Below are 20250 nucleotides of genomic sequence, written 5' to 3'. Positions count from 1 at the left end.
AGGCACTTTCGCCATATCCGGCTTTTTTAATGGGTGGCGCATAATGAATACACTTCCTGAACAACACGCGAATACCGCACTCCCCACCCTCCCCGGTCAGCCGCAGAACCCGGGGACCTGGTCTCGCGACGAACTCACCGTCGCCGGAATCAAAACGCATATCGACGCGTTCCAGCAATGGCTGGGCGATGCCTTCGACAGCGGGATTTCCGCCGAACAGCTGATTGAAGCCCGGACCGAGTTTATCGACCAGTTGCTGCAACGTCTATGGATCGACGCCGGTTTTGGACAGATTGCCGATCTGGCGCTGGTCGCCGTCGGTGGCTACGGACGCGGTGAGCTTCACCCGCTTTCCGATATCGACCTGCTCATCCTGAGTCGTAAAAAATTACCGGACGATCAGGCGCAAAAGGTCGGCGAGCTGCTGACATTGCTGTGGGACGTCAAACTGGAGGTCGGGCACAGCGTACGTACGCTGGAAGAATGCCTGCTGGAAGGGTTGTCGGACCTGACCGTCGCCACCAACCTGATTGAGACCCGTCTGTTGATTGGTGACGTGGCCCTTTTTCTGGCGCTGCAAAAACATATCTTCAGCGAAGGTTTCTGGCCCTCCGACAAGTTCTACGCCGCCAAAGTGGAAGAGCAGCATCAGCGCCACCAGCGCTATCACGGCACCAGCTATAACCTCGAGCCGGATATCAAAAGTAGCCCCGGCGGTCTGCGCGATATCCACACGCTGCAGTGGGTCGCCCGTCGCCATTTCGGCGCTACCTCGCTCGACGAAATGGTCGGCTTCGGCTTTTTGACTCAGGCAGAGCGCGCTGAGCTCAACGAGTGCCTGCACATTCTGTGGCGCATTCGTTTTGCCCTGCATTTAGTGGTCAGTCGTTACGATAACCGCCTGCTGTTCGATCGCCAGTTGAGCGTCGCTCAGCGCCTGAATTACAGCGGCGAAGGCAACGAGCCGGTTGAGCAGATGATGAAGGATTACTTCCGCGTCACCCGCCGCGTCACGGAACTCAACCAGATGCTGCTGCAGCTGTTTGACGAAGCGATCCTCGCGCTGTCCGCCGACGAAAAGCCGCGTCCTATTGATGACGATTTTCAACTGCGCGGCACGCTGATCGATCTGCGTCAGGACGATCTGTTCATCCGCGAACCGGAAGCGATCCTACGGATGTTCTATACCATGGTACGCAACAGTGCGATCACCGGGATCTACTCCACCACCCTGCGCCATCTGCGCCATGCGCGCCGCCACCTGAATCAGCCACTGTGCTACATCCCGGAGGCGCGATCGCTGTTTCTCAGTATGCTGCGTCACCCTGGTGCGGTCAGCCGCGGTCTGCTGCCGATGCACCGCCATAGCGTGCTGTGGGCCTACATGCCGCAGTGGTCACGTATTGTCGGGCAAATGCAGTTTGACCTGTTCCATGCTTACACGGTGGACGAACACACGATTCGCGTGATGCTGAAGCTGGAAAGTTTTGCCAAAGAAGAGACCCGTCAGCGCCACCCATTGTGCGTGGATCTCTGGCCGCGTCTGCGCCAGCCTGAGCTCATTTTCATCGCCGCGCTGTTCCATGATATCGCCAAAGGACGCGGAGGCGACCACTCGGTGCTGGGCGCACAGGACGTGCTCAAGTTTGCGGAACTGCACGGTCTGAACTCGCGCGAAACGCAGCTGATTGCCTGGCTGGTTCGCCAGCACCTGCTAATGTCGGTGACCGCTCAGCGCCGGGATATTCAGGACCCCGAAGTGATTAAGCAGTTCGCAGAAGAGGTACAGACGGAACATCGCCTGCGCTTCCTGGTTTGCCTGACGGTGGCGGATATATGCGCCACTAACGAAACGCTATGGAACAGCTGGAAGCAAAGTTTGCTGCGCGAGCTGTACTTCGCCACGGAAAAACAGCTGCGTCGGGGGATGCAAAACACGCCGGATATGCGCGAACGCGTGCGCCATCACCAGTTACAGGCGCTGGCGCTGCTGCGGATGGATAACATTGATGAAGAAGCGTTGCACCATATCTGGTCGCGCTGTCGCGCCAACTACTTCGTGCGCCACAGCCCGAACCAGCTGGCCTGGCATGCGCGTCATCTGTTGCAGCACGATCTCAGCGAGCCGCTAATTCTGCTCAGCCCGCAGGCAACGCGCGGCGGGACGGAAATCTTCATCTGGAGTCCGGATCGCCCGTATCTGTTTGCCGCCGTCTGCGCCGAGCTGGACCGGCGTAACCTCAGCGTCCACGATGCGCAGATTTTCACCACCCGCGATGGCATGGCGATGGATACCTTTATCGTACTGGAACCAGACGGCAGCCCGCTGTCGTCAGACAGGCATGAAGCCATCCGCTTTGGGCTGGAACAGGCAATCACCCAGCGCAGCTGGCAGCCGCCGCAGCCGCGCCGACAGCCGGCAAAATTACGCCACTTTACCGTCGATACCGAGGTCACATTCCTGCCCACGCACACCGACCGCAAATCGTTCCTCGAGCTTATCGCGCTCGATCAGCCAGGGCTGCTGGCGCGGGTCGGGCAAATTTTTGCCGATCTGGGAATTTCGCTTCATGGCGCCCGAATTACAACCATTGGTGAGCGAGTAGAAGATTTATTCATAATCGCTACAGCAGACCGGCGTGCACTTAATAATGCGCTGCAGCAGGAAGTGCATCAACGGTTGACAGAGGCCCTCAATCCAAACGATAAAGGGTAGTGTGTTTATTTATAGGGAAAGAGTTTAACAATGCAGCAGTTACAGAACGTTATTGAGACCGCTTTTGAGCGCCGTGCCGACATTACTCCGGCCAATGTGGATACCGTGACCCGTGAAGCGGTGAATCAGGTGATTTCCCTGCTGGACTCCGGCGCGCTGCGCGTGGCAGAAAAGGTAGACGGTCAGTGGGTGACTCACCAGTGGTTGAAGAAAGCGGTGCTGCTCTCTTTCCGTATCAACGATAACCAGGTGATCGATGGCGCGGAAAGCCGCTACTTCGATAAAGTGCCGATGAAATTCGCCGACTACGACGAAGCTCGCTTTCAGAAAGAAGGCTTCCGTGTGGTTCCGCCTGCGGCAGTTCGTCAGGGTGCGTTTATCGCCCGTAACACCGTGCTGATGCCGTCCTATGTCAACATCGGCGCTTACGTTGATGAAGGCACGATGGTCGATACCTGGGCAACCGTCGGTTCCTGCGCGCAGATCGGCAAGAACGTTCACCTCTCCGGCGGCGTCGGCATCGGTGGCGTACTGGAGCCGCTGCAGGCGAACCCGACCATCATCGAAGATAACTGCTTTATCGGCGCACGTTCTGAAGTCGTAGAAGGCGTGATTGTCGAAGAAGGCTCGGTGATTTCGATGGGCGTTTATATTGGTCAGAGCACCCGCATTTACGACCGTGAAACCGGTGAAGTCCATTATGGTCGCGTTCCGGCAGGCTCCGTTGTCGTTTCCGGCAACCTGCCGTCGAAAGATGGCAAGTACAGCCTGTACTGTGCGGTAATTGTGAAAAAAGTCGACGCCAAAACCCGTGGCAAGGTCGGCATCAATGAGTTATTGCGTACCATCGACTAACGGCGATTTGAAAAAGCGGGCTTAGCCCGCTTTTTTTACATCTGCGAGTGGCAGAAACAGGGCTTTTCGTTAATTATTCAATAGTTATAGTGAGCTTAAGGGTACCGCTATGTATGACAATCTGAAAAGTCTGGGCATTACTAATCCTGAAGAAATCGATCGTTACAGCCTGCGGCAAGAAGCCAATAACGATATCCTGAAAATCTATTTCCAGAAGGATAAAGGTGAGTTCTTTGCCAAAAGCGTGAAGTTTAAATACCCCCGCCAGCGCAAAACCGTGGTTGCCGATGGAGTGGGTCAGGGATACAAAGAGGTACAGGAGATCAGTCCCAACCTGCGCTATGTGATCGACGAACTCGATCAGATCTGCCAGCGCGATCGCACGGAAGTGGATCTGAAACGTAAGATCCTTGATGATTTACGCCATCTGGAAAGCGTGGTGGCGAATAAGATCACCGAAATCGAAGCCGATCTGGAAAAACTGACGCGTAAATAAGCTGTTTGTTGCCGGATGGCGGCGTCATACGCCTCCTTATCAGGCCTACAGGCACATCCGCGTAGGCCTGATAAGCGTAGCGCCATCAGGCAATGAATCAATGCTGCTCATCCAGCTGTAACGCCACGTACAGCAGCAGCCGATCATCGAAATTCCCCAAATCCAGCCCGGTCAATTCTGAAATGCGATTCAGTCGATATTCCAGCGTATTCCGGTGAATAAACAGTGCCTTAGAGGTCGCCAGCGGCTGCACGTTGTGGCGAAACCACGCCGCCAGAGTGCGGCGCAACAGGCCGTTATTGTCCATCGCCTTCAGCCGCACCAACGGACGCGCCAGCTCATTGGCCTGCCAGCCGCCGCGCAGACTGTCGAGCAGTACCGGCAGCATCAAATCCTGATAAAAGTAGCTGCGGCTTTCCGGCATTCGTTGTTTGCCGACCATCATCGTCGTGCGCGCAGTACGGTACGAACGCGCGATACTGCCAGGCCCGGTAAAATAGTTGCCCAGCGAAACGCGAAAGCGCAACTGTCCGTTCTCTTTCATGCGCGCAATCAGCTGCTCAACGCGCTTGCGGTGATCTTCGGCATCCCAACGGCCAAACGAATTCAACGCCGGTTTTAACACCACCATCTCGGTCAGCGAAACGATCGCAATCAGGTTATTACGCTCCGGGGTGGTCAGTGCGTTCTGTAACTGCTGCAACTCCGCCATAGCGCTGTCCACGCCGAGTTGTCCGCTGTCCACTTCCACCACCGCCACCACGCGCGGCTGGTTGAGGTCGATCCCTAAACGTTGCGCCCACTCGGTCAACGCTGGCGTGTTCTCTTCCGCCTGAATCAGGTTCATCACCAACTCTTCACGCAGGCGACTGTCCTGGGCCAGCAGATGCATCAGGCGCGACTGCTCCAGCATCATCTCCGCCGTCATGCACACCAGTTCGCCATATTTGCGCAGATGTTCCGGTTCGCCGGTCAGGCCGATCACGCCCACAATTTCGCCTTCCAGGCGCAGCGGCAGGTTGATCCCCTGACGAACGCCATGCAGATGACGCGCAACGGCATCATCGATGTCCACCACGCGGCCCTGAGAGAGGACTAACAGCGCGCCTTCGTGCAATTCCCCAATTCGCTCGCGATCGCCGCTGCCGATGATCCGTCCACGGGCATCCATCACGTTGATATTGGTATCAATAATGCGCATCGTGCGTGCCACGATATCCTGCGCCATTTTGGTATCAAGATGCCAGCCAGCCATAAAGCCCTCCTGTGAGCAGAGCTCCAGCATAAAGAAGATAACAAACGCTGACATTGTGCAGATGCACAAAGCAAAGGGAAGAAGTATGGAGTTGTGGGAAATATCACAAAAAGAAACCCCTTCCTGTGACAGGAAGGGGTTTTGGGGAGATTACTGCATCAACAGGTAGATATTGCTGTCGCCACGCTGAATGTTCAACGCCAGGACAGACGGTTTGCTGTCGAGGATTTTACGCAGTTCGGCGATGTTTTTCACCGGCTGCTGGTTAGCGCCGACAATCACATCCCCTTTCTTGAGGCCAATCTGCGCCGCCGGGGTGTTCGCTTTCACGTTGTTCACCACGACGCCTTTATCCTGACCTTTATTACTCATTTCAGCCCCTTCAATACCGCTGAAGATGGAGCTGGAATCAACCTGAGTCTGGCTGCTCTGCTGCAGTTCCAGATTCACGGTAACCGGCTTACCGTCGCGCAGCAGGCCGAGGGTAATTTTGCTGCCCACCGGCATGGTGCCAACCTGCGCACGCAGTGCGGCAAAGCTGCTGATCGGCTTACCGTTCAGGGAGGTGATCACATCACCGGCTTTAATACCGGCCTTCGAAGCGGACGAGTTCGGCATGACCTGGCTGACAAAGGCACCGCGCTGTGCATCAACTTTCATCGCTTTCGCCAGTTCGGAGCTCAGTTCGGTACCCATGATTCCCAGTTCGCCGCGTTTCACCTGGCCGAACTCCACCATCTGAGAGGTCAGGTTTTTCACCATATTGCTCGGGATCGCAAAACCGATACCGATGTTGCCGCCGTCCGGCGCGAGGATCGCCGTGTTAATACCGATCAACTCGCCGTTCAGGTTAACCAACGCGCCGCCGGAGTTACCGCGGTTGATCGCCGCATCGGTCTGAATGAAGTTTTCATAGTTCTGCGCATTCAGGCCGCTACGACCCAGCGCAGAGACGATACCGGAAGTGACCGTCTCGCCGAGACCAAACGGGTTACCGATGGCGACAGTGTAATCCCCCACTCGCAGGGTGTCGGAGTCAGCCAGCTTAATCGCCGTCAGGTTTTTCGGATCCTGAATCTGGATCAGCGCAATATCAGAGCGCGGGTCTTTGCCGACGATCTTAGCGTCGAATTTACGGCCATCGCTCAGTTGAACCTTAATCACCGTGGCGTTATCCACCACGTGGTTGTTGGTGACGACATAGCCTTTCGCGGCATCAATGATGACACCGGAACCCAGCGCCATAAACTTCTGCTGCTGGCCGCCGCCATTACCGCCCTGTGGGCCGCCCTGGCAGAAAGGCGAACTCTGGAACGGGGAACCGTCCTGGCAGAACGGGGAATCATCACCAAAGAACTGCTGGAAATTACGCGGCATCCGCGGCGTATTGACGGTTGTGCTACCTTCCACGTTAATGCTGACCACCGATGGCATCACTTTTTCGAGCATCGGTGCCAGACTTGGCATCTGCTGTGCGGTCGTCGCTGATGCAGTTTCAGCCGCCGTTGCAGAAAGCGGGGATAACGCCAAACCTAAACTCAGAGCCAGTGCACTCATTGCTAATGTGGTTTTTTTCATGTGTCTCAATCTCAATTAACAGATAACGCAAAATTGCTGTGTACGTCAGATTCATTTTATAGCGCTAAGTTCCGGACAGAAGTTTATGGAAAAGGTAAAAATTTATTGTCCGTCTTTACAAAACTCAGTCTATTGTTCGACCGCCATCAGGCGGCGGTATTCATCCCATGCATAGAGGTCTGTCATGCCACTGATATAATCCTGGATCAGCCGGCAACGATAATAATATTCCAGCACGGGATACTCAGGCGAATCTGGTGTTAATTTACCCACGGCCTCCACATAGGCCAGTCGGTGACGCGTTGACAATTTCTGAAATAAGCGGGATTCGATAGGAAAGCGCTGCAGGCGTTCTTTTTCCACCAGCTCACTGAAATCCGCAAGCGGCAGGCTTAATAAAGGACGGTAGATATCGAGTAAGCCACTGATCACCCGATAGCCCTGTAATTCGAGTTGCTCCACATCAGGATGGCTAAACACATGTTTCATCGCAACATTTTTATAGATTTTCAGCAGACGACTAAAGCTGCTGCCGTCTTCCAGCAATGCCTGATTAAACCTTCCGTCAAAGATTTGTTCCAGGTTATCAATAAAACGCTGCGCGGCGTAGGGCACCAGTTTATTTAGTGTATTCACCCGCAAATACATGAAAAATTGATCTTCAGTACTGCGGCTCAGATAATTCGCCCGTGATTTGTCCCAGGCATTTTCGACAACCTGCGCAAAGAGCGAACCTTTCTCATGCTCCCCCCAGGCCTCATATAAATGATGATAGAGTTGCTCAACGCTGAAGATTCTTTTCTCTACCGCATCTTCCAGATCGGCGACACAATAAGAGATATCGTCGGCGGCTTCCATTATCCACGTTAACGGAAAGCGACTGTAAACCGCCAGATCGAGTTCTTTACGTAACCTCGCAATATACGGTTCTTCAGAAAGGTAATAGCCGGGTTTTTTCATTAAATAGTTGTGCGTCGCGGGCGTTTCTCCCCGCCACCATGCCGGACGGGTATATTTTAAGATCCCGCCGACCTGGGCCCATGTCAGGTTCATTCGCATCAAGGTATGTACCAGCCGAATCCCCTGAGCATTCCCTTCGAAATGACACAGGTCCTGGCGTACTTTACGGCGGATATCGTTCAACGACTCCTCGCCTTCGCGCAGACGCAACGTCGCCACAATGCAACGATCTTCGGTTAAGGGTTGGCTTTCCGCATCCGCCGGATGTAAGCGCTGGCGAAACCAGTCGTTGATCGCCGCCTCGCCAAAATGCCCAAACGGCGGGTTGCCAATGTCATGCATCAGGCAGGACATTTCGACGATGCTCTCAAACGGTCCCGTTAACTCATCCAGGCCGTATGGTTCCAGCAGTTTTTGTTCTTTGAGGCGGCTTAAAATCTCTTTGGCGATATAACGCCCCACCTGCTGAACTTCCATCGAATGGGTAAGGCGCGTACGCACGGCGGCATTACGCTCAAGGGGAAACACCTGGGTTTTCTGCTGCAGGCGACGGATCGCCGGAGAGTTAATAATGCGTCCACGGTCGCTTTCAAAAATGCGCAGGATCTCATGCTCAGTTTTGACCCCTTGCGGTGAACGAAAACGACGGTGCCAGTTTATTTTTTTCCGGAAATCAATCTGTGACATGTCCTCTCCCGCGTGAGAATGCACTTCGCCTTAAGCGCATGATAGACTATGCCTTTAAATCTCACCTGGCGCGAGTAAATCTATGAAAATCGGCATCATTGGTGCAATGGAAGAAGAGGTTACGCTGCTGCGTGACAAAATCGAAAACCGTCAAACTCTCACCCTGGGCGGTTGTGAAATTTACACCGGTCAACTTAACGGAACCGACGTTGCGCTGCTGAAATCCGGTATTGGTAAAGTGGCGGCGGCGCTGGGCGCTACGCTGCTGCTTGAACGCTGCAAGCCGGACGTCATTATTAACACCGGTTCCGCAGGCGGCCTCGCTCCAACCCTGAAAGTGGGCGACATTGTGGTCTCTGATGAAGCGCGCTATCACGACGCTGACGTCACCGCATTTGGTTATGAGTTCGGCCAACTGCCGGGCTGCCCGGCCGGTTTTAAAGCCGATGAAAAACTGATTGCCGCAGCGGAATCCTGCATCGCTGAGCTGAACCTGAACGCGGTACGCGGCTTGATTGTCAGCGGCGATGCCTTCATTAACGGCTCCGTGGGGCTGGCGAAAATCCGTCACAACTTCCCGCAGGCCATTGCCGTTGAGATGGAAGCCACCGCGATTGCGCACGTTTGCCATAACTTCAAGGTACCGTTTGTGGTGGTCCGCGCGATCTCAGACGTTGCCGATCAGCAGTCCCATCTCAGCTTTGATGAGTTCCTGGCCGTTGCCGCGAAGCAATCCACGCTGATGGTTGAATCGCTGGTACAGAAACTGGCGCATGGCTAAATCCTTCTCCAGGGCGCTTGTCGCCCTGCTGTTAGCCCTCCCGGTGTGGCTGCATGCCGCACCGCGCGTGATTTCACTCTCTCCCGCCAACACGGAACTCGCCTTTGCCGCCGGGATCACCCCCGTTGGCGTCAGCAGCTATTCAGACTATCCGCCACAGGCGCAACGTATCGAGCAGATCTCGACCTGGCAAGGCATGAATCTGGAAAGGATTGTGGCGCTGAAGCCGGATCTGGTCCTCGCCTGGCGCGGCGGTAATGCCGAACGGCAGGTGAATCAACTCTCCTCGCTAGGCATCAAGGTCATGTGGATCGATGCCGTCACCATCGAACAGATTGCCGACACGTTGCTGACGCTGGCCGACTTTAGCCCACATCCCGAAATGGCAAAGCACGCCGCGCAAACCTTGCTGGACGACTATTCGCAGCTAAAATCTCAGTATGCAGGCAAAGCGAAAAAACGCGTGTTTTTGCAGTTTGGTATCAATCCGCCCTTTACCAGCGGAAAAGGATCGATTCAAAACGAGGTTATTGAGCTCTGCGGGGGAGAAAACATCTTTGCCGGCAGTCGGGTTCCCTGGCCGCAGGTCAGTCGTGAACAGGTGCTGGCGCGCGCGCCGCAAGCGATCGTTGTCGCCGGCGATGCAGGTGAAATTCTCAAAATTAAGCAATACTGGGGTGATCAACTACAAATTCCGGTAATTCCTCTCAACAGTGACTGGTTTGAACGCGCAAGCCCGCGTATTATCCTCGCCGCAAAACAACTCTGTAATGCGCTTTCCCTGGTGAATTAGCGCCTGCCCCAACAGGTGTGTTGTGAGGATTTGATCATGCTCGTCTATTGGCTGGATATTGTAGGCACAGCAGTATTTGCTATCTCTGGCGTGTTACTGGCCGGGAAACTGCGTATGGACCCGTTTGGCGTGCTGGTATTGGGCGTCGTTACCGCCGTGGGCGGCGGGACGATCCGTGATATGGCATTAGATAACGGTCCCGTTTTCTGGGTTAAAGACCCAACCGATCTGGTGGTGGCGATGGTCACCAGCATGTTGACGATCCTGCTGGTGCGTCAGCCCAGACGCTTGCCTAAATGGATGCTGCCGGTGCTGGACGCCGTCGGCCTGGCGGTGTTTGTCGGGATCGGCGTCAACAAAGCATTTATAGCAGGGACGGGGCCGCTGGTGGCTATCTGTATGGGTGTCATCACCGGCGTGGGCGGCGGTATTATTCGCGATGTGCTGGCACGAGAAATCCCGATGATCCTGCGTACGGAAATCTATGCAACGGCCTGTATTATCGGCGGAATTGTCCACGCAACCGCGTATTACACCTTCGCGATGCCGCTGGAAGCCGCCAGTATGATGGGGATGGTTGTGACGCTGGTCATTCGCCTCGCGGCGATCCGCTGGCATCTGAAGCTACCAACATTTGCGTTAGATGAGAATAGCCGTTAAATCCAGGCCGGATTAGACGCTTTGCCCGGTAGCGCCTGCGCTTACCGGGCACATTACAGACAGCACTCAGATGCTGAAGGAAGAGCCACACCCGCAGGTGCTTTTCGCATTCGGGTTGGTAACTACAAAACGAGAACCTTCCAGACCTTCGGTGTAGTCAACGGAACCGCCGACCAGATACTGCAGGCTCATAGGGTCAACCACCAGGCCAACGCCCTGTTTCTCGATGGTCATATCGCCTTCGTTGACCTGGTCATCAAAGGTAAAACCATACTGGAAACCGCTGCAACCGCCACCGGTGATATAGACACGCAGTTTCAGGTTCGGGTTTTCTTCGTCCGCGATCAGGCTTTTTACTTTATTGGCTGCTGCTTCAGTAAATTGCAGTGGCAGCGCTACGTCATCACTCATATTTTTGCTCCAAACGACATCAGCAATTGGGCAAATTCTGACCCAATATTAACGCCATTATCTAATACCCTGGTATTTCATTCAAGTATTCTCGCCAGCGGTGGTCGTCTGACTTTTTGCCGCCTGCTCCGCTTCCTGCTTCGCCAGCGTGCGGGCAAGGATAGTGGAGTATAGCGGTTTTCCGCCCAGGAATTGTGCTAATAGTGTTGCGCCAAGACAGGTAATAATCATTGGCAAAATGAGCTGATAGTTATCGGTCATCTCCAACACCAGCACAATCCCGGTCAACGGCGCGCGCACCGATGCCGCCAGCAACGCGCCCATTCCGGCAATGGCGAACGTTCCGGCCTCAAGCTGATAATGCGGAAAGCCTGCCGCTGCTGCCATACCAAATGCGGTGCCCAACAACGTACCCAGCGCCAGCATCGGCGCAAAGATCCCGCCGGGCGCACCGGAAGAAAAACAGAGCAACGTGGTGATCACTCGCGCGATAAAGATAAACAGCAACAGTCCGACGCTAAAATTGCCCGCCGCCGCAATAGGGATAAGGTTAAAACCGCCGCCAGCCGCCGCGGGTTCAATCAGCCCCAAAATGCCACACAGACCGCCAATCGCCCCGCCCATCAGCACCCATTTAGTGGTGTTTCCATGGTGAAAGCGCTGGAACATATCCTGAGTACGCAGCACCAGCTTATTGAAAACCGGTCCTACACAGCCAAAAATCATCCCGAGGATCAGATACAGCCACAGCGTATTGACCGGTGCGTTGGACAGTTTCCCCACTTCGATAATCGGCGATTCACCGTTGAAAATGCGGAAAACAATGCTCGACATGATCACGCCGGTAAAGACGGCTTTGATCGAGATAAGGTTATAGCGAAACTGCGGGCGCATCTCCTCGATGATAAACAGAATACCCGCCAGCGGTGCGTTGAAGGCGGCAGAAAGCCCTGCCGCTGCCCCGGTTGCCAACAGCGTATGGCGCGCTTCGGCGCTACGCATGCGGAAGATATCCAGCACCATGCGGCCAATATTTCCGCCGATTTGTACCGTCGGCCCTTCGCGTCCCAGCACCATCCCTGCACCCAGCGTGCCCATCCCACCGATAAACTTCACCGGCAACACACGCCACCAACGGACGGGGCGAAGCTCTTCCAGCGCCCCTTCGATCTCCGGGATCCCCGACCCGCCAGCTTCCGGCGCAAATTTACGCACCAGAAAATAGCCGACCATCGCCAGTAATGCAGAGAGAATAAACGCCAGCGGCCAGAGCAGCATCGGATGGTCAGCCACATTCACTAGCGCACCGATACGCAGGTTTTGCACCCAGCTCACCGCTTTTTCGAACGCCACGCCTGCCAGACCGGTAAGCGTCCCCACCACTGCCGCCATCATTAAGATCGCCAGCGGCGTTTTATCTCGCTCCAGCAGTCGACGGATTTGGTCCCTGCGCCGTAAGCGCACAATTTGCTGTGCTTCAAAAGAGGGAGTTTCTGTCTTCATCAGATGATCATTAATTGGTAATACAAATGCAGAGGCGGCATTGTACTCGCCTCTTACCCGAAAATCCCCTGCAAATCGTAATGTTTCAAATGCGCAAAACTTTCATAACCTTCTCTGAATAACTAGAATAGCGGGCATTCACTTTTTCTACGAACCAGGAACCCATCCATGAGTAAGTCTGAAAACCTCTACAGCGCAGCACGCGAGCTAATCCCCGGCGGCGTTAACTCCCCTGTTCGCGCCTTTACTGGCGTGGGTGGTACTCCGCTGTTTATCGAAAAAGCGGACGGCGCGTATCTGTACGATGTCGATGGCAAAGCCTATATCGATTACGTCGGCTCCTGGGGACCGATGGTGCTGGGACACAACCATCCGGCGATCCGCAACGCAGTGATCGAAGCGGCTGAGCGCGGCCTGAGCTTTGGCGCGCCGACCGAGATGGAAGTCAAAATGGCGGAGCTTGTGACCGAACTGGTACCGACGATGGACATGGTACGAATGGTCAACTCCGGTACCGAAGCGACCATGAGCGCCATTCGTCTGGCGCGTGGTTTCACTGGCCGCGATAAGATCATCAAATTTGAAGGCTGCTACCACGGCCACGCAGACTGTCTGCTGGTAAAAGCCGGCTCCGGCGCACTGACGCTGGGCCAGCCGAACTCTCCCGGCGTGCCGGCAGATTTCGCAAAGCATACCCTGACCTGTACTTATAACGATCTCAATTCCGTGCGTGCCGCATTCGAGCAGTTCCCGCAGGAGATCGCCTGTATCATCGTTGAGCCAGTGGCAGGCAATATGAACTGCATCCCGCCGCTGCCGGAATTCCTGCCGGGTCTGCGCACACTGTGCGATGAGTTCGGCGCGCTGCTGATTATCGACGAAGTGATGACCGGCTTCCGCGTGGCGCTGGCTGGCGCACAGGATTACTACAGCGTGGTGCCGGATCTGACCTGTCTGGGCAAAATCATTGGCGGCGGTATGCCTGTAGGAGCGTTCGGCGGTCGTCGCGACGTGATGGACGCGCTGGCCCCGACCGGCCCGGTTTATCAGGCGGGCACCCTCTCCGGCAATCCCATTGCCATGGCGGCCGGTTTTGCCTGTCTGACCGAAGTGGCGCAGCCGGGCATTCACGAAACGCTGGATGAACTCACGACGCGCCTGGCGGAAGGTCTGCTGGAAGCGGCAGAGGAAACCGCGATCCCGCTGGTCGTTAACCACGTTGGCGGCATGTTCGGGATTTTCTTCACCGACGCGAAAACTGTCACCTGCTATCAGGACGTGATGGCCTGTGACGTGGAACGCTTCAAGCGCTTCTTCCACATGATGCTGGACGAGGGGATTTACCTTGCGCCATCCGCGTTTGAAGCGGGCTTTATGTCCGTAGCGCACAGCATGGAAGACATCAATAACACTATCGACGCCGCGCGTCGGGTGTTTGCAAAGCTGTAACAGAGTACGTTTTAAACCGTAGGCCGGGTAAGGCGAAGCCGCCACCCGGCTTTTTTATTGCCGGATGGCGACGCGAAGCGTCTTATCTGGCCTACACGAAAAACATCCGAATCAACGACTCTGCTTACGTAACAGATAAATAAAGTACGGCGCACCGATAAACGTCGAGAGTATCCCCGCCGGGATCTGATACGGAAACAGCACCATCCGCCCGCACCAGTCGGCAAAGATGAGCAATAATCCTCCCGCCAGCGCCGACATCACAATATGCGGCATCGTTCGACGAAAACCTAACATCCGCGCGATATGCGGCGCCATCAGCCCGACAAAACTCAGCGGGCCGATTGTCATTGTGGCGGCAGCCGTCAGACTGGCTGCCAGCAGCAGCAGGCCAACCCGCGACGGTGTCAGCGCGATACCGACTGCACGGGCGGTATCACCGCCCAGCGGCAAAATCGTCAACCAGCGACGGCACAGTGGCGTGATCGCCAGCAGGATCGCCATCACCACCCCGGTATGCAGCACCTGCTGACCCGTCGCATTATAGGTCGAACCGGAGATCCAGGTCAGTACCCCGGCCATGCGCGGATCGCCGCTTGCCTGTAGCATCATCAGCAGCATGGTGAAGGCCGTGCTGAGCGCCATCCCGGCCAGCAGCATACGGTGGGGGGAGAACCCTCCCCGTCCGGCGGCAATCATAATGATCAACAGCGTGGCGGCAGCACCGAGACTCCCGGCGGGCAACAGCCAGCCAAACGCATCGCCCGGCACCAGAAACAGCATCAGCACAACGCCGAACGCCGCGCCGGAGCTGATCCCCAGCACCTCAGGACTCGCCATCGGGTTCCCGGTCAGCCGCTGGATGATACACCCCGCCACTGCCAGCATCACCCCGGCGATCATCGCCGCCAGAATGCGCGGCCAGCGCCAGGGCATCAGTTCTTCCAGTTGCACGCCGCTGGCCCAGCTCCAGCCCTGCGCGTCACGCCCCAGCGACAGCGCGACATATGCCCCGATCAACAGCAGCACGCCGCCGATCAGCGCATAACCCAGCACATGCTGACGTTCCGTCGTCACCCGGTCGCTGACGTTCATGTCCGGCGCGCTCATACTACGCAGGCGCGGTAGCAGCCACAGCAGCAGCGGTGCGCCGATCAGTGCCGTCACAGAACCGGTGGACACTTCCATCCATACGCGGGTCAGCCAGAGAATAACCTGATCGGACAGCCACAGAATCAGCGCCCCAATCAGCGGAGCCAGCATCAGGCGCGCCAGCAGACGACGCGCGCCCAGCATTTTCGCCAACAGCGGCGCAAACAGACCGATAAAACCGATAATCCCTACCGCATTGACCAGCAGCGCGCTAAGTACAATCGCCAGCGTCAGCGCCGCCAGACGCGCCAGCGACAGCGCCAGCCCTAAGTTGCGCGCAACGCCATCATCCAGCCCCATCAGGGTTAGCGGGCGCAACAACAACAGAGTGAGCATGACGCCGCCCAGCAGCTGCGGCCACAGACGCTGCACACCGCCCCAGTCAGTTTGCGTCAACGTTCCGGTACTCCACAGGAACATGCTCTGCAACTGATCGTGGTGAAAGATGACTAACAGTTGGTTGATGGCCCCGCAGTACAGACTGACCACCAGACCGGCGAGGATCAGCGTGACGGGAGAAAGTCGTTTTCCCCAGGCGACGCCAAACACCAGCGCCCCGACAATACAGGCGCCCGCCAGAGCGGCAAACTGCCCGGCCATCACGCCCGGTATCGCCCACAATGTCGTGACCGTCATCCCTAACTGTGCGCCGGTCGCCACGCCCAGCGTGGTCGGTTCGGCCAGCGGGTTACGCAGCACCTGTTGAAAGAGCACGCCAACCAGACCCAGCCCGGCCCCAACCAGCAGGGAGATCACCAGACGAGGGAGAAGGCTGTAATGGAAAATCATCTGCTCGATGACGTCGATATCCGGTGACCACAGCGCCTGCTGCCACTGGGTACGCGGCAGCGCAACGGTGAAATTCGTCCAGGTTAACCCTACGGCGACGATAAACAACAGCGCCAGCAATAACGCCGGGAAACGTGCAATACGTTGACTCACGCCTTGCCCCCCAGCGCATTATCCAGAATACGGACAAAATTCATGGTCGACAGTGTGGCGCCATAAAACCACACGGGCGGTACGCGCTGGAAACGCCCTTCACGCACGAACGGCATCGCCTGCCAGAGCGGCGTTGCCATCAGCGTGGCCATCTCTTTGTTATTCCCATGATCAAAGCAAAGCACATCGGCATCTTTGTAGGCTGCAAGGCGATCGATTCCGACCACCGTACTGCCCCAGAAATTGGTTTCTCCCTGCCAGGCGTTGCGAATCCCGTATTCATCCAGCACGTCCTGGAACAGGCAGTTCGGGCCGAAAACCAGCATATGGCGAGGATCGAGGAGAGTGATCAACAGCAGCGGGCGCTCTCCGCGCTGCACAAAGCGCGATTTCCGGCTGGCAATAAACTGGTCGTATTCCGCCAGATGTCGCTCAGCCGCAGATTCCAGATTCAGCATCTGCGCCATATCGATCAGAGATCGACGCGCCACGGCTAAGGGCTGTTTGCCATCGCTGAAGTTGAAGCCACGTCCGGGCGCAATTCGCGCCAGCGTTTCGGGAGAAGGGCCGTACCCTGTCGACCAGAACATATAGGAGGGTTTCATTTCGGTCAGCAGCTCAAGGTTCGGCTCGGTGCGTAATCCGACATCAATCACCGATGCTGGCAGCGGCGGTTCATTCACCCACAGGCGGTAGTTAGGAATGTCTGCCACGCCATAGGGCGTCACGCCAAGCGCCAGCAACAGCTCGACCGGCAGCCACTCCAGCGCCACGATACGATGTGGATCGACAGCGGCTGCGCGCGCCGGTTTCATCTGCCAGAGCAGCGGGGAAAGTGCCATCGCCGTTAATAAACGACGACGTGTTATGTGGTGTAAGCCGCTCATCAATACACAAAACTCACAGGTGCAGCGCCTGCCGGATGCGGCAGGATCCCCATCGGGATGCCATAAATACGTTCCAGGGTTTCGCTACGCATTAGGTCGGCGGGCGTTCCCTGGGCAATCATTTCGCCCCCGCGCAAGGCGACTAAGTAGTCACAGTAGCGGGCAGCCATGTTGATATCATGCAGCACAGCGATCACCGTCAGGCCACGCTCCTGGCTGAGTCGATGAACCAGCGCCAGCACATCCACCTGGTGGGCAATATCCAGCGCCGAGGTGGGTTCATCGAGCAGCAGACAGCGACTGTCCTGCGCCACCAGCATCGCAATCCACGCGCGCTGACGTTCACCGCCGGAAAGACTGTCGACCAGACGATGCGCCAGGGGTTTTAACCCTACCAGCGCGATCGCCTCTTCCACTTTTTCTCTGTCCGCGACGCCAAAACGGCCCAGCGCCCCGTGCCACGGATAGCGACCAATCGCCACCAGTTCACGTACGGTCATCCCTTCCGCCTGCGGCAACTGCTGCGGTAAATACGCCACCTTACGGGCAAACGCTTTGCTGTTCCAACTGTTCAGCGGTTGCGCATCGAGCAGGATATCCCCTTCTGACGGCGGCTGATGGCGACCCAACATTTTTAACAACGTGGATTTACCTGAACCATTGTGACCAATCAGGCCAGTCACTTTACCGACGGGAAAAGTTAACGACAGAGGGTGCAGAAGCGTGCGACCTGGCACGCGAAAGGAGACATCACGCAGTGCAAACGTGGTATCGGGATGATGAGTCTGTTCCTGCATAGCGGCCAACTTGTAAAGCGGGCACGCAATGCGTGCCCAAAGAAAAATTAGAAACGGAAGGTTGCGGTAGCAACGACCTGACGTTCCGCGCCCCAGAAGCAGCCATAGGTGTTAAAGCAGCTGGCGACGTATTCGCGGTCAAACAGGTTGTTGACATGCAGCGCGACGTTGGAACCTGCCATGCCAAGGCGTGCCAGATCGTACCGAACCAGCGCATCCACCAGGGTGTAGCTGCCGACTTTAAAGGAGTTAGCCGGATCGCCATAGCTGGAGCTGGTATAGCGAACGCCGGTGCCCAGAGTCAGACCGGAAAGCGGGCCGTCAAACATCGTGTAATCGCCCCATAGCGACGCCATATGTTTTGGCACCTGCGCCGGGGTGTTGCCTTTGTAGTTGGTGTCGGTGGTGTATTCCGCATCCGTATAAGTGTAGGAACCGACCACGTTAACGCTGGCAGACAGCGCCGCTTTTGCTTCCACTTCAACGCCGCGTGAACGAATCTCACCGCCTTCAACCGAGAAGAACGAACCGTTAGGATCGGCCATCAGGTTGTTGGTTTTGGTCAACTGATAGACCGCACTGGTGATCACGATCGGACGATCGTTCGGGACATATTTCACGCCCGCTTCGTACTGCTTGCCTTTAGACGGCGCAAAGATGCTGCCGTTCGCGCCCACGGTAGAAGCCGGTTCGAACGACTCGCTGTAGCTGAAGTACGGAGTCACGCCGTTGTCGAACAGGTAGTTTACGCCGCCGCGCCAGGTAAACTCGTTATCATTACGCGAGTGCTGAGTATTCGCTTCACGATCCAGAGTATCCTGCTGCGCCCAGTCATAACGTCCGCCCAACGTCACCAGCACTTTATCCCACTGCATCTGATCCTGGGCGTACACGCCGGTCTGCTTCTGCTTGTTCAGCACGCGATAGGCGGCGCCAGGCCCTGGATGGGATCCGAAGTCGAAATCGCTGCGATCAAGGTTGTAGATGTCAGATGGCGCAACTGAACCAGCCCAGCCAAACCAGGAGTCGATGTCGTTACGCATACGCATAAAATCAACGCCGGTCAGCAGGGTATGATCCAGAGAACCGGTCGCAAACTTGCTTTGCAGTTGGGTATCCACAGAGAAGTTCTGCAGTTTTTCGTTATCATCCACATACTGACGGGTCAGCGTATGCCCCCACTGTGACTGCGGTACGCTGGCGCAAGGGCTGGTGATCGGGTTGCTCGAATAGAGCGGATCGGAACACATGCCGTAACCATATACACTGTTCTGCGACACTTTGTTTTCCGCGTAACGCAAGTTCTGACGCACGGTAAAAGTATCGTTGAATTCATGGTCGAAGCTATAACCGACCATCTTCTCATTACGAGAGTAGGTATTGTTTTTCGCGCCTTCGTTGAAGTCTGTCGACAGACGCTTACCGTTCGGCAGCGTGCTGACAGTCCCCTCTTTCGGCAGCCAACCGTAGTAACCGGTCTCAGGTTCGTTCTGGAAGTAGGACAGGAACGTAAAGTTGGTTTTGTCATCCGGACGCCAGCTAAAGGACGGCGCAATAGCATAACGCTGTTCTTCCGCCCCCTGCTGCTGCGCATTCGCCGAGCGAGCCAGACCTGTTAAGCGATAAGAGTAAACGCCGTCGTCATCCAGCGCATCGCTGAAGTCAAAACCGGTCTGGAACAGGCTGTTAGTGCCCATTTTAAACTGAACTTCTTTCAGCGGCTCGGTGGTTGGACGCTTGCTGACCATGTTCAACAAACCGCCTGGGTTGCTCTTACCGTACAGAACAGAAACCGGCCCACGCATCACTTCCGCGCGTTCCAGCATATAAGGATCAATCACCGCATCGTTGTAAAAGTTCCCCTGCATCTTCAGGCCATTCAGATAGTTATTCTGACTTTGGCCGTCGGCAGCGAAACCGCGAATGATCAGGTAGTCATAGGTGTTAGATGCGCCACGCGTGCCCACGGCAACGCCTGGGGTATAGCTGAGCGCCTCTTTCACGGACTTCGGCTGGTGTAGCGCCATCTCTTCGGCAGTCACCACAGAAATAGACTGGGGAACTTTCTGAATCGGGGTATCCGTTTTGGTCGCGGTGGCTGACTGGCGTGCCGCGATGGTTGCCGCCGGTCCCCATGCACTTTCCTGCGGAGCAGGAGCCGCGGTGACGGTGATAGTGTCTTCTTTTTTCGGTTCAACCGCCGCCTGTGCATAGACAGACATGCCGCTAACCGCTGTGGCTACTACGACTGCAATTTTACGCAGCGAGTGTTTTGGCTGAGCAGTTTTTTGACGCGCCATTGGTATATCTCTGATGGAAAGTGAATGA

General features: G+C 56.1%; 16 protein-coding genes. 7 read left to right on the top strand and 9 right to left on the bottom strand.

Annotated elements, in window-relative coordinates; genetic code table 11:
- The first annotated feature begins 43 nt into the window (after positions 1–43).
- The 3 genes from glnD (at position 44) to HVZ37_RS04795 (ending at position 4067) form a co-directional block, all read left to right on the top strand.
- Positions 44–2716, top strand: coding sequence for a bifunctional uridylyltransferase/uridylyl-removing protein GlnD (glnD, locus tag HVZ37_RS04805; protein ID WP_042997868.1), 2673 nt, complete (start codon positions 44–46; stop codon positions 2714–2716).
- 30 nt (positions 2717–2746) lie between these two features.
- Complete coding sequence (gene dapD, locus HVZ37_RS04800; protein WP_042997869.1) at positions 2747–3571, top strand: 2,3,4,5-tetrahydropyridine-2,6-dicarboxylate N-succinyltransferase; 825 nt, start codon at positions 2747–2749, stop codon at positions 3569–3571.
- A gap of 109 nt (positions 3572–3680) precedes the next feature.
- Complete coding sequence (locus HVZ37_RS04795) at positions 3681–4067, top strand: DUF3461 family protein (protein WP_042997870.1); 387 nt, start codon at positions 3681–3683, stop codon at positions 4065–4067.
- Between the two features lie 97 nt (positions 4068–4164).
- Here the strand turns inward: HVZ37_RS04795 and cdaR are convergent, their stop codons facing one another.
- The 3 genes from cdaR to dgt form a co-directional block, all read right to left on the bottom strand.
- Positions 4165–5322 carry a DNA-binding transcriptional regulator CdaR gene (gene cdaR, locus HVZ37_RS04790; RefSeq protein WP_044255383.1) on the bottom strand — a complete coding sequence of 386 codons (1158 nt, stop codon included), beginning with the start codon at positions 5320–5322 and terminating at the stop codon, positions 4165–4167.
- A 150-nt stretch (positions 5323–5472) separates the two neighbouring features.
- Positions 5473–6900, bottom strand: coding sequence for a serine endoprotease DegP (degP, locus tag HVZ37_RS04785; protein ID WP_044255385.1), 1428 nt, complete (start codon positions 6898–6900; stop codon positions 5473–5475).
- Between the two features lie 129 nt (positions 6901–7029).
- A complete protein-coding gene (dgt, locus tag HVZ37_RS04780) occupies positions 7030–8547 on the bottom strand; it encodes a dGTPase (RefSeq protein WP_042997873.1) in 1518 nt (505 codons plus the stop codon).
- 82 nt (positions 8548–8629) lie between these two features.
- Between dgt and mtnN the strand changes: the two genes are divergently transcribed.
- The 3 genes from mtnN to HVZ37_RS04765 are packed head-to-tail and all read left to right on the top strand — an operon-like array spanning position 8630 to position 10781.
- Positions 8630–9328 (top strand): 5'-methylthioadenosine/S-adenosylhomocysteine nucleosidase, encoded by a 699-nt coding sequence (gene mtnN, locus HVZ37_RS04775; protein WP_042997874.1) that lies wholly within the window; start codon positions 8630–8632, stop codon positions 9326–9328.
- Complete coding sequence (btuF, locus tag HVZ37_RS04770; RefSeq protein WP_181628153.1) at positions 9321–10121, top strand: vitamin B12 ABC transporter substrate-binding protein BtuF; 801 nt, start codon at positions 9321–9323, stop codon at positions 10119–10121. Before mtnN ends, btuF begins: the two co-directional genes overlap by 8 nt.
- 36 nt (positions 10122–10157) lie before the next feature.
- Positions 10158–10781, top strand: a complete 624-nt coding sequence (locus HVZ37_RS04765; protein ID WP_042997876.1) for a TRIC cation channel family protein — start codon at positions 10158–10160, stop codon at positions 10779–10781.
- A gap of 66 nt (positions 10782–10847) precedes the next feature.
- Here HVZ37_RS04765 and erpA read toward each other — a convergent pair whose 3' ends face one another.
- The gene (gene erpA / locus HVZ37_RS04760) at positions 10848–11192 is read right to left on the bottom strand and encodes an iron-sulfur cluster insertion protein ErpA (RefSeq protein WP_042997877.1); all 345 of its coding nucleotides are present in this window, start codon (positions 11190–11192) and stop codon (positions 10848–10850) included.
- Between the two features lie 81 nt (positions 11193–11273).
- Positions 11274–12695: a H(+)/Cl(-) exchange transporter ClcA gene (gene clcA / locus HVZ37_RS04755; RefSeq protein ID WP_042997878.1), complete on the bottom strand. Its 1422-nt coding sequence runs from the start codon at positions 12693–12695 to the stop codon at positions 11274–11276.
- Positions 12696–12863: 168 nt separating this feature from the next.
- Between clcA and hemL the strand changes: the two genes are divergently transcribed.
- A complete protein-coding gene (gene hemL, locus HVZ37_RS04750; RefSeq protein ID WP_058587660.1) occupies positions 12864–14144 on the top strand; it encodes a glutamate-1-semialdehyde 2,1-aminomutase in 1281 nt (426 codons plus the stop codon).
- Positions 14145–14255: 111 nt separating this feature from the next.
- Here hemL and fhuB read toward each other — a convergent pair whose 3' ends face one another.
- The 4 genes from fhuB to fhuA are packed head-to-tail and all read right to left on the bottom strand — an operon-like array spanning position 14256 to position 20222.
- Positions 14256–16238, bottom strand: a complete 1983-nt coding sequence (fhuB, locus tag HVZ37_RS04745; RefSeq protein WP_044328511.1) for a Fe(3+)-hydroxamate ABC transporter permease FhuB — start codon at positions 16236–16238, stop codon at positions 14256–14258.
- Positions 16235–17125, bottom strand: a complete 891-nt coding sequence (gene fhuD, locus HVZ37_RS04740) for a Fe(3+)-hydroxamate ABC transporter substrate-binding protein FhuD (RefSeq protein WP_042997881.1) — start codon at positions 17123–17125, stop codon at positions 16235–16237. Before fhuD ends, fhuB begins: the two co-directional genes overlap by 4 nt.
- Positions 17125–17922: a Fe3+-hydroxamate ABC transporter ATP-binding protein FhuC gene (fhuC, locus tag HVZ37_RS04735; protein ID WP_044255394.1), complete on the bottom strand. Its 798-nt coding sequence runs from the start codon at positions 17920–17922 to the stop codon at positions 17125–17127. The genes fhuD and fhuC overlap by 1 nt, the downstream gene beginning before the upstream one ends.
- 47 nt (positions 17923–17969) lie before the next feature.
- Positions 17970–20222: a ferrichrome porin FhuA gene (gene fhuA / locus HVZ37_RS04730; RefSeq protein WP_181628152.1), complete on the bottom strand. Its 2253-nt coding sequence runs from the start codon at positions 20220–20222 to the stop codon at positions 17970–17972.
- Positions 20223–20250 lie beyond the last annotated feature (28 nt).

The sequence above is a fragment of the Citrobacter sp. RHB35-C17 genome (assembly GCF_013816795.1).
In the GTDB taxonomy this organism is placed as follows: Bacteria; Pseudomonadota; Gammaproteobacteria; order Enterobacterales; family Enterobacteriaceae; genus Citrobacter_A; species Citrobacter_A amalonaticus.
Note: the sequence above shows the minus strand (reverse complement) of the source record. Positions and strands in the feature narration are given on the sequence as shown.

What these genes read in the sequence shown, in the direction of transcription:
- mtnN (WP_042997874.1), top strand. Translation starts at nt 8,630, where the DNA reads ATGAAAATCGGCATCATTGGTGCAATGGAAGAAGAGGTTACGCTGCTG.
- dgt (WP_042997873.1), bottom strand. Translation starts at nt 8,547, where the DNA reads ATGTCACAGATTGATTTCCGGAAAAAAATAAACTGGCACCGTCGTTTT.
- fhuD (WP_042997881.1), bottom strand. Translation starts at nt 17,125, where the DNA reads ATGAGCGGCTTACACCACATAACACGTCGTCGTTTATTAACGGCGATG.
- erpA (WP_042997877.1), bottom strand. Translation starts at nt 11,192, where the DNA reads ATGAGTGATGACGTAGCGCTGCCACTGCAATTTACTGAAGCAGCAGCC.
- fhuC (WP_044255394.1), bottom strand. Translation starts at nt 17,922, where the DNA reads ATGCAGGAACAGACTCATCATCCCGATACCACGTTTGCACTGCGTGAT.
- HVZ37_RS04765 (WP_042997876.1), top strand. Translation starts at nt 10,158, where the DNA reads ATGCTCGTCTATTGGCTGGATATTGTAGGCACAGCAGTATTTGCTATC.
- clcA (WP_042997878.1), bottom strand. Translation starts at nt 12,695, where the DNA reads ATGAAGACAGAAACTCCCTCTTTTGAAGCACAGCAAATTGTGCGCTTA.
- HVZ37_RS04795 (WP_042997870.1), top strand. Translation starts at nt 3,681, where the DNA reads ATGTATGACAATCTGAAAAGTCTGGGCATTACTAATCCTGAAGAAATC.
- hemL (WP_058587660.1), top strand. Translation starts at nt 12,864, where the DNA reads ATGAGTAAGTCTGAAAACCTCTACAGCGCAGCACGCGAGCTAATCCCC.
- glnD (WP_042997868.1), top strand. Translation starts at nt 44, where the DNA reads ATGAATACACTTCCTGAACAACACGCGAATACCGCACTCCCCACCCTC.
- dapD (WP_042997869.1), top strand. Translation starts at nt 2,747, where the DNA reads ATGCAGCAGTTACAGAACGTTATTGAGACCGCTTTTGAGCGCCGTGCC.
- cdaR (WP_044255383.1), bottom strand. Translation starts at nt 5,322, where the DNA reads ATGGCTGGCTGGCATCTTGATACCAAAATGGCGCAGGATATCGTGGCA.
- degP (WP_044255385.1), bottom strand. Translation starts at nt 6,900, where the DNA reads ATGAAAAAAACCACATTAGCAATGAGTGCACTGGCTCTGAGTTTAGGT.
- btuF (WP_181628153.1), top strand. Translation starts at nt 9,321, where the DNA reads ATGGCTAAATCCTTCTCCAGGGCGCTTGTCGCCCTGCTGTTAGCCCTC.
- fhuA (WP_181628152.1), bottom strand. Translation starts at nt 20,222, where the DNA reads ATGGCGCGTCAAAAAACTGCTCAGCCAAAACACTCGCTGCGTAAAATT.